This is a genomic window from Paenibacillus sp. cl141a, from assembly GCF_900109305.1.
GTDB classification, from domain to species: Bacteria; Bacillota; Bacilli; order Paenibacillales; family Paenibacillaceae; genus Paenibacillus_AQ; species Paenibacillus_AQ lautus_A.
In genome coordinates, this window is record NZ_FNZO01000011.1 from 220,876 (window position 1) to 231,144 (window position 10,269).

General features: G+C 52.8%; 6 protein-coding genes, 1 rRNA gene and 1 riboswitch. All 7 genes read left to right on the plus strand.

What is annotated here, in order from left to right; genetic code table 11:
* Complete coding sequence (locus BMX45_RS25055) at window positions 1–1,008, plus strand: AAA family ATPase (protein WP_090912814.1); 1,008 nt, start codon at window positions 1–3, stop codon at window positions 1,006–1,008.
* Window positions 1,005–2,303, plus strand: a complete 1,299-nt coding sequence (locus BMX45_RS25060) for a DUF58 domain-containing protein (protein ID WP_090912816.1) — start codon at window positions 1,005–1,007, stop codon at window positions 2,301–2,303. Before BMX45_RS25055 ends, BMX45_RS25060 begins: the two co-directional genes overlap by 4 nt.
* A complete protein-coding gene (locus tag BMX45_RS25065; RefSeq protein WP_090912818.1) occupies window positions 2,275–4,599 on the plus strand; it encodes a transglutaminase-like domain-containing protein in 2,325 nt (774 codons plus the stop codon). Before BMX45_RS25060 ends, BMX45_RS25065 begins: the two co-directional genes overlap by 29 nt.
* 78 nt (window positions 4,600–4,677) lie before the next feature.
* Entirely contained in the window at window positions 4,678–6,216 is a 1,539-nt protein-coding gene (gene guaA / locus BMX45_RS25070; RefSeq protein WP_090912820.1) for a glutamine-hydrolyzing GMP synthase, read from the plus strand.
* A gap of 225 nt (window positions 6,217–6,441) precedes the next feature.
* Entirely contained in the window at window positions 6,442–7,380 is a 939-nt protein-coding gene (locus tag BMX45_RS25075) for an NADP-dependent oxidoreductase (protein ID WP_090912822.1), read from the plus strand.
* Between the two features lie 281 nt (window positions 7,381–7,661).
* A riboswitch (purine riboswitch) is annotated at window positions 7,662–7,760 on the plus strand.
* Between the two features lie 209 nt (window positions 7,761–7,969).
* Complete coding sequence (locus BMX45_RS25080) at window positions 7,970–9,340, plus strand: NCS2 family permease (RefSeq protein WP_090912823.1); 1,371 nt, start codon at window positions 7,970–7,972, stop codon at window positions 9,338–9,340.
* A gap of 722 nt (window positions 9,341–10,062) precedes the next feature.
* A 16S ribosomal RNA gene (locus BMX45_RS25085) occupies window positions 10,063–10,269 on the plus strand; the annotation flags it as partial.

Genomic DNA, 10,269 nt, shown 5'->3' on the forward strand with positions numbered 1-10,269 from the left:
ATGTTCTTGTATCGTTCATCCGTTCATGCTGAAGAAGCCGATCATCCGGAGTGGGCGCCAGATCTTCTGGGGAGGGTTACCAAACGGATCGGCAGCGTCATCGTCGGACATGAGGAGCAAATCTCGTTAACGATGATTGCCTTGCTGGCCGGAGGCCATGTGCTGCTGGAGGACGTGCCGGGAGTCGGGAAGACCATGCTGGTGAAGTCGGTGGCTGCGTTAATCGGCTGCGATTTCAGCCGCATTCAGTTTACTTATGATCTGATGCCAGGGGACATTACGGGCGCATCGGTCTATTATCCGCACACGGGAGAATTTGTATTTAGGCCCGGACCGGTGATGTCCAATATCGTGTTGGCCGATGAGATTAACCGGGCATCGCCGCGGGCGCAATCCGCGCTGCTGGAGGCGATGGAAGAGGGGCGCGTCACCGTGGACGGTCATACGTATCCGCTGCCTGCCCCGTTCTTCCTGCTGGCAACGCAAAATCCGTACGAATATGAAGGCACAAGCCGCCTGCCGGAGGCGCAGCTGGATCGCTTTTTGATGAGATTATCGCTGGGCTATCCCAACATGGAAGGCGAATTGGAGCTGCTGGAGCGGGGAATGGGCAGTTCCAGACTGGATGATCTGAAGCCGATCATGATGGGCTCCGAGCTCATCCGGATGCAGCAGAGCGTGTCCCGCGTCTTCGTGGATGACACCATCAAACGCTACATGGTCAGTGTGGCCGATGCTTCCCGAAGGCAGCAGGGCGTATCCCTGGGCATCAGTCCGAGAGGGACATTGGCGTGGCTCCGTGCTTCGCAGGCAGCCGCATTCTTGACAGGCCGAATGTATGTCATCCCGGATGACTGCCTGCGCGTTGCCGTACCGGTGCTGACCCACCGGATTCACCTCGGTCATGATGCACGCGCTGCCGGCGTGACTCCTTATGAAATGGTAGAATCCATCCTTACGAGGTTTGATCTGCCGCGCCAGCGCAGCCGGAAGGGAAGCATCTCATGAGACGGCGTCTGCTGGAATGGTTGAGAGGCATAGCCATCTGGTCGGTGTCTTGGGGGCTCTATCTTTGGTTAGGCGGGGAAGCGCTGCGGCTTGTTTGGTGGGCATCCACGATTCTATTGCTGGGAGGGGCTATGACGAGCTTGCTCGGTCCGACCCGAATCGCCATCTCGCACATAAGCTCCCCTTTGTGCATTCAGGCTGGAGACTCCGTCCAGATGACGGTTCATGTTGCCTACCGTTGCATGCTTCCCCTGCCATGGCTTATCATCACCGACCGCATCGGCAGCAGGACATATCGCAAACTGCTGTTCCCGGGCATGCGGCGACGACTTGAGTATACCTACCGGCTGAACCAGGTTCCCCGCGGAGTCTGGTCTTCGATCTATAGCGAGGTGGAATGGGGTGATCTGTTCGGCTGGTTCAGAACAAACCGAAGTCTGCTCAGCGATTCGGGCGGCCTGATCGTGCTGCCAAAGCCTGCGGCGTGGCCTGTGGCCGAGATGCCTGTGCATGGAAGCGATATGGATACGGAAGATGAACGCGTACGCTTCCGCGTTTGGAATGAAATGAGAGGATCGGGCGTGCGCGATTATGTTCCAGGGGATCCCATGAACCGGATTCATTGGAAGAATTCCGCGAAGCTTGGCCGCTTGCAATCTTTCATGCCTCATGAGGGCTTTGGAGCAAGGCAGGGCGTTGTGCTGGATACGTCGCTCCAAGGGTATGAGGGCCATGAAGCCCGGAAACCGCAGGAAGTATTTGAAGAAGCGGTATCGGCTGCAGCGGGAATGGTATCCCGGCTTATACGCCATGGAATCCCCTATCAATTATGCATGGGTGGGACGGATTTAGAGGGTTCATCGATTGAACGCAAAGACGGGTCCAAGGGGCAGCCGGATTCGTTGGTGCCTCTGGCCTCTGTTCAGCTAACCGGGAATGATGCGATGCGGAACCGAAGATTCGAGCAATCCTTTAATTCCCCGCAAAAGAATACGGATTGGGCTATCATCACCGGTTACTTCCATCAAGGCGCTGCTGACACCGGGATAAGCCTCCTGAATGCAGGCTGCAGAAAGGTGACCATTTATTGTACTCTAAGCGTAAGGCGGTTGAAATCGGCTGAAAGCACATTGGCGGCTCCATCAGATAATCAGGCGCATCCGCCGTGGGCGCAGGAATTTTTCGGCAAAGGCGGGAAGCTGGTGTATGTACATGAAAAACTAGCAGTAGAGGTAGAGCACCCTATCAAGATCGGAGGTGCCGTCCATGACAGGACCGGGCAGCTCGCCCGTTAGGGCTGGCGGCAGTCGGGAAACAGGGTCATTCGGATCAAGGAATGTGCCTTCGGTATTCGTTTCCAGATTGTCGCACGGAACGCTGCTTCATCGCATATTAATCACGCTGCCGGTGATGGGACTTCTGTCAGAGTGGCTCTTGCCCCTTCGGAATGCGGGTGAAACAGGCGGCCGGTTTGTGCTGGAAACCTTATTCCTATGGGCTTTGTTTCTGCTGCTTCAAGGGTTGTTTACATGGCGAGGCTGGGTATGGCTGCCGCTGAATGCCGGGCTGGTGGTCTGGCTTTGTTCCCGGTTGTTTGAATATAGCGATCCGTTCGCATGGCTGTCCGATTACGTTTCGCTGATACTTCCAGGCGACGCTTCGGCTTTCAGAAATGCGTGGGAGTTTACGATCTTAAGCCAGGAAACGAGGACGATCATCCTCCTTGTCGGTTGGGGCATTATGGTATCTGCAGTCCATATGCTGGCTCTGTATCGCCGGACGGTTTGGCTGTTTGGCGGTTCGACGCTGGTTTATTTGGCGGTGCTGGAGTCTGCCATGGAAGAAAGCGTCTATGGGGATATGCTGCGCGCAGTGCTGTACATGTTGCTGGCCCAGGGCATGATGCAGATCCTTAAGCTGAAACAGGAAACCGTGGAGGGGACCTCTTCGGAAATGGACCTCCCCGAACCCATGCGAACCGGCCGCTTGTCCGGGCTGCCTGTGCTGCGCTGGAGCCTGTTTGTGCTGCTGGCCTCTGTTCTGATCGCGGGGATTACCCGAGTAGGAGGGGGCTTGGGCGAGCCTTCGCCAGGCATGGGATTGAGTGTGGCGGAAATGGCGGAACGACTGGCGGGATGGGGGGATCGGCTCCGCGGAAATGCGGAACCGTCGATTCCTGCCTCGCAGGTTGCGGGATATGCTTCCCAAGGAGAAGATTTGGGAGGCCCTCTGACGCTCAGCGATGCATTGTATTTTACGGCGCAATCGCCTGTACCGACGTATTGGCGCGGAGACACGTATAATCGATATGACGGTCGGAAATGGGATGCAGATCCCTCCATCCGCAAGCCAGTCAAGCTATCCGAGGACCTGAGCGGTTTCCTGCCGTATTGGGAGCGTCCTTCTGGAGAGACGATCGTGCAGTCGCTGACTTTTGTACAGGAGACTCCCGTCCCGTCTTTGCTGTCGGGAGGCATTATTACCCGCGTGAAGGAGATGCATTCTTCCAAAGAGCTAGGTACACCTAGGTTGGCCGTCGACAGGCTGTCCGAAACGATTTCCTTGCAAGGCGAGAGGGCGGTGTCCGGTTACACCGTAGAGACTTTATACGCGCAGCCGGAGGAGCAAGCGCTCCGCAGGGCGAACGGGGACGATCCCGAATATATGGAAGAAATGTATCTGGAGCTTCCCGAGGAGCTGCCCTCCAGGGTGAAGGATTTAGCTCAGAAGATTACATCGGACGCCGCGGGAAGGTATGAAACGGCGCAAGCTATCGAATCCTATTTGGAGCAGAACTATACGTATACGCTGCAAACCTCCGTGCCACCGGGGGGCCGGGATTTTACGGATCATTTTTTATTCGATGCGAAGGAAGGGTACTGCGTTCATTTTGCTACGGCGATGACTGTCCTGCTCCGATCCGAGGGCATCCCCGCACGCTATGTAACGGGATTCGCGCCTGGCGATCGGGTGGCCGGCACGATGGATCGTTACGAGGTCGCCCAAAAGAATGCGCATGCGTGGGTTGAGGTGTTTTTCCCGGGACAGGGGTGGGTCCTGTTTGATCCGACTCCGGGCTTTGGGGTCGAGGGGATGTCCATGCCTCCGGCTGCCGGCGATTCCGGCTCCGCCGGAATGATGTCATGGCATACCTTGTGGAGTACCATGATCTACGCTGCCGTTAAAGTGCTCCTTGTGATATCCGCCATCGGTCCCGTGATGTTTGGGGTCGCGCTTTTGTTGATCCTCCCTCTTATTGTGGCCGTCATTTGCCGAATTCCGGCCCTGCGCCAAAGTTGGGCCTTCATGAGGATGGCCCGGACGATAGCGGTCAGCGGGCGGGAGGGACTCGTATCGGCGGCGGTATGGGTCTGGGACAAGCTGCAGCGCACGTATGGGGATCTGGAAAGAGGGCAGACCCTGCGTCAATACGTCAGCGCCCTGTCGATAGCCGATGCCGAATTCAGGAGGGAGCTGGAGGCATTCGCGTCGCGCTGGGAGCGGGCTGCGTACCAGGATGAACCGTGGTCCCGTACGGAAAAAGTACTCTTTTTGCGCCAATGCATTCGAATTGTAAAAAAACTGGCATGAAAACAAAGGGCCCTCTTTCTTGACGGTATGAATTGGGGTTGCGTATAATTAATTTCATTAATCAAGGGAGGCCCGGTAATGAATAAGCCTAATGAAATCATCGTTGTTTTGGACTTCGGTGGACAGTACAACCAACTTATAGCACGACGCATTCGCGATCTTGGCGTTTATAGTGAGCTTCTGCCATACAATACGCCGGTCGAGAAGATTAAAGATCTCTCCCCGCGCGGCATTGTTTTCTCAGGAGGTCCTTCCAGCGTGTATTCCGAGAATGCACCGCATGTGGATCCTGCCATTTACGATCTGGGACTGCCTATCTTTGGCATTTGCTACGGCATGCAGCTGATGGCTCAGCAGCTGGACGGAAAAGTAGAGCGTGCTTCGAAGCGCGAATACGGTAAAGCCGAATTGGAGTTCGCTCCGAACTCGACGCTTGTCAAAGGGATTGAGCAGAAACAAACCGTATGGATGAGCCATGGCGATCACGTGGTATCGCTGCCTTCCGGCTTCAAGCTGGATGCAGGAACGGAATCGGCTCCGATCGCCGCGATGAGTAACGAAGACAAGAAGCTGTACGCCGTGCAATTCCATCCGGAGGTTCGCCACTCCGTCCATGGTAATGAAATGATTAAGAATTTCCTGTACGAAGTGTGCGGCTGCGAAGGCAACTGGAGCATGGAGACTTTCATCGAGGATCAGATTCGCGAAATCCGTGAAGTGGTCGGCGAGCAAAAAGTGCTGTGCGCGCTGAGCGGCGGCGTTGATTCCTCCGTTGTGGCCATGCTGATTCACAGAGCCATCGGCGATCAGCTGACATGCATGTTCATCGATCATGGACTGCTGCGCAAGGGCGAGGCCGAGAGCGTGATGGAGACCTTTGTCGGCAAGTTCGACATGAAGGTCGTCAAGATTGACGCTCAGGAGCGTTTCATGTCCAAGCTGAAGGGTGTGGACGATCCGGAGAAAAAACGTAAAATCATCGGCAACGAGTTCATCTACGTATTCGATGAGGAATCCAGCAAGTTCGATGATTTCGCATTCCTGGCTCAAGGCACGCTGTATACCGATATCGTGGAAAGCGGAACGGACACGGCACATACGATCAAGTCCCACCACAATGTCGGCGGGCTGCCTGAAGACATGAAATTCGAGCTCATCGAGCCGCTCAAAGCCCTCTTTAAGGACGAAGTTCGCAAAGTCGGCGAAGAGCTTGGCTTGCCTGACGAGATCGTTCATCGTCAGCCTTTCCCTGGCCCGGGTCTTGCGATTCGCGTACTGGGCGAAGTAACGGAGGACAAGCTGCAAATCGTCCGCGACTCCGACTACATCCTGCGCGAGGAAATCGCGAAGGCCGGTCTGGATCGCGAAATCTGGCAGTATTTCACGGCGCTTCCGAACATGAAGAGCGTCGGCGTCATGGGTGATGCGCGCACGTATTCCTACACCGTAGGCATCCGCGCCGTAACCTCCATCGACGGCATGACAGCGGACTGGGCGCGCATCCCATGGGATGTGCTGGAGAAAATCTCCGTCCGCATCGTGAACGAAGTCGAGAACGTCAACCGCATCGTGTACGACGTGACTTCCAAGCCGCCAGCAACGATCGAGTGGGAGTAATTTTTATACTGCCGCACTAAACATAAAAACCTTCAAATCCACATCCGTGGGATTGAAGGTTTTTTTGCGTTGGTCAATGAGCTTTTCTCTTTAAACAATGGATTGAGGCTCTGGTTTATTGCATGCATCTTTTGTCTAATAAGATGAATTTTACGTTAAGGTGCAATGGGTATGAGCGAGCTTTTGGGAAGTTGAACCAAGACCGAACCTGTAAGGAGGAAAAGAATGAAAGCTATCGTCATTGACCGTTATGGTGGCAAGGAAGAGCTTCAGGAAAGAGAAGTACCCACTCCTGCACCGCAAGCGCACCAGGTCTTAGTCAAAGTGGCCGCCACCTCGATCAATCCAATTGACTGGAAGCTGCGTGAAGGCTATTTAAAACAAATGATGGATTGGGAGTTTCCCATTATTTTAGGATGGGATGTTGCCGGGACCATCTCGGAAATCGGGAGCGAGGTAACGGATTGGAAAGTGGGGGACGAAGTGTTTGCCCGCCCGGAAACGACCCGTTTTGGCACATATGCCGAGTTTACTTTGGTGGATGACCACCTGTTGGCACGCAAGCCTGCTGCTATCTCATGGGAGGAAGCGGCATCCGTTCCGCTCGCGGGACTCACTGCTTGGCAGGCGCTGTTTACACATGGTGAACTGACCAAAGGAGAGAAGGTATTGATTCATGCAGGCGCTGGCGGCGTCGGCATGTTCGCTATCCAGTTTGCCAAACAAGCGGGAGCTTACGTCATGACGACCGCCAGCGAACGCAATCATGAACTGCTGGCCTCGCTCGGTGCTGATCGGATGATTGACTATCGCACGACCCGATTTGAAGATGAATTATCGGATGTGGACGTTGTGTTCGATACGATGGGCGGTGACGTGCAGAAGAACAGCTTTAAAGTACTGAAACAGCATACCGGGCGAATCATATCGATTGTCAGCGATTTTGATGAAGAACTGGTAAGAAAATACGACGTGACCGCCAAAAATATATGGCTGGATCCGAATGGCCAGCAGCTTCAGGAAATAGCCGATCTGTTAGAGCAAAAAAAGGTAAGAGCCGTCGTGGGAGCTACGTTTCCTTTTTCGCGGAAAGGGCTCTACGATGCCCATGCATTAAGTGAGACCCACCATGCTGTAGGTAAAATAGCCATAAGTTTCTCCTAAGGAGATAGACGATTCCGATTTCATCCTGCGTGTCGGTTTCGACCCGCGTCTGCCACCATCGGATGTAAAACACCTCACCGGGCGGATTTCGATGATCAAGTGCGCATCTTCCCAGGTTTTGGGTTATTTTTAGTCGTATGTAGGTCGGTCGTCCTAGAGCAGAAAGCTTTTGGAAGGGCGATTCCCGAACATTTCTTTAAACTGACAAGTTTAATATTCGTTTTTGTTGTTGACAAGGCTGGGCTTCTCGTCCTAGAATATGTGTAGAAACCGACACGACAACTACAAATAACGAGCTTTTTCGTATAATCCCGGGAATGGGCCCGGGAGTCTCTACAGGTCACCGTAATGATCTCGCTACGAAAAGAAGAGCGGCAATATAATGATGCGGACTCGTCCAGCATTCGAGATCGGCCTGCAAGCTGGAGCAACGCTCCAATGCAGCAGACCGGTTATTCGATAAGGATGCTGCCCGGCAGCATGCGAAAGATTGTTTTGCGGCTCTTTTTTCAAGCGACGGCCCTAGGGATCTATCCTTAGGGTCTATTTGTATGTTGCCGGTCATTAATTTAAGGGGGATATCTCTACAATGGAGCGTTTCTTTAAACTAAAGGAACACGGAACGAATGTAAGAACCGAGATTATCGCAGGCTTGACGACCTTTATGACCATGGCTTACATCCTGCTGGTCAACAATCTGTTCCTGGGTCCTGACGGCGCGGGCATTCCACAGGAAGGCGTATTCTTCGCTACCGCTGTTGGTGCCGGTCTCGTGACAATGGCCATGGGCTTTTTCGTTAACATTCCGGTTGCGCTGGCACCAGGCATGGGTTTGAATGCGTATTTCATGACAGTTGTATTAAGCTCGAACGGTGCGATTACTTGGCAGGCGGCGCTCGGTGCCGTATTCATCTCCGGTATCGTCTTCATCATTCTTACGGTAACCAAAGTACGCCAAATGCTGTTGACGGCGGTTCCGAACAACTTGAAGATCGCCATTACCGTTGGTATCGGATTGTTCATTACGATCGTTGGCCTGAAGCTGGGCAATATCGTTACGGCTTCCATCAACCCGGGAACGGATATCTCTCATCCGGTACCAGGCGGTGCCTTCAATCTTGGTCTTGGAAATTTCGTTGAAAACAAGGATACGCTGCTTGCGATCATCGGGCTGTTCCTGATTGCCATCCTGATGGTCCTGAAGCTGAAAGGCGCTCTGCTTATCGGTATCGTGCTGACGACGCTGATCGGTATTCCGATGGGCGTTACCGATTTGTCGAGTCTGAGCAGCGCGAGCTGGATTCCTTCGTTCGATAATCTGGCTGTCGGTCAGATGGACTTGAAGGGCGCGCTCGGGATTGGTCTTATCGAAGTTATTTTCATCTTCACATTCGTCGAGCTGTTCGATACGTTCGGAACGCTGGTTGGTACGGCCGGCCGTGCCGGACTTCTGAAGAACAAAGAAGAAGGCGAGAAAAAGCTCGGCAAAGCGATGCTCGTGGATGCGGGCGGCGTAAGCGCAGGCGCATTCCTCGGAACTAGTACGATCACGGCCTTCGTAGAAAGTACTTCCGGTGTTGCTGAAGGCGGACGTACAGGCTTGACTGCGGTCACCACAGGCGTACTCTTCATTCTGGCATTGTTCCTGGCTCCGATTGCGCTGGTTGTTCCTTCGGCAGCTACGGCACCCGCACTTGTCATCGTCGGCGTCCTGATGATGAGCCAGGTACGCGATATCGAGTGGGATGATTTCATGCAAGCTTTCCCGGCATTCTTGACGATCATCCTGATGCCATTCACAGGCGGTATCGCGAACGGGATCTCCGCTGGTATCATTGCTTATGTGGTTCTTGCGGTATTCGGCAAATTGATTGGCCGCACGGATACCAAGGTGCATTGGCTGATGTGGATCTTGTTTGTGATCATCTTGATCCGATATGCGTTCCTCGGTGCAGAATAGTTAAATTCGAATCTAAATGATGTACAAATAAAGCGAAAGCTCTGGGAGTCAGTCCCGAGCTTTCGCTTTTTTCTTAGGTCCGCAACAGCGGTTGAGAGACAAACGATTCGGTAGTCTTATAGAATCTGTTGAACTAAGCTAGCATTTTATATAATTAAGAAGAAAAAGGATTAACCGCAGGTTATACTGCGGAATAAACCTGTGAAGCTTTAATGACCTCTAAGCGCACAGGCTGGTATTGGATGATGTGAGCGGTACGCGGCGAGATCATCAAACCGTAATACGAAATGACGGCTTCTCTCCATGCCATAAGTGCCTTTAATATGAAACCGTACGTTTAATATATTAGGGGCTCAGTAAACGCAGGTTATACTAAACTGCATTATAGTAGAATTCTCTCTATGAATATTTTTTCAAAAAACACTTGCGTTCCGAATCGACGCATGGTATATTATATTTCCGGCCGAGAAATACGGCCTGGAACAAATGCTTGGATCAACAAGCCAAAATGAATTCGAAAAATAAATTCAAAAAAAACTTGCAATGATCGAGCGGATGTGGTAAGATATAAGAGTTGCTAACGAGATAACTTGTTGGTGACAAACGAAGAAGTTGATCTTTGAAAACTGAACAACGAGTGAGTAAAACGAACCACTTCGGTGGGACGTTGAAATAGAGAATTGAACAAATTCTCGTCAGTTAAGAAATGAGCAAGTCAAACTTTATTGGAGAGTTTGATCCTGGCTCAGGACGAACGCTGGCGGCGTGCCTAATACATGCAAGTCGAGCGGACTTGATGGAGTGCTTGCACTCCTGAAGGTTAGCGGCGGACGGGTGAGTAACACGTAGGCAACCTGCCCTCAAGACTGGGATAACTACCGGAAACGGTAGCTAATACCGGATAATTTATTTTGCAGCATTGTGAAATA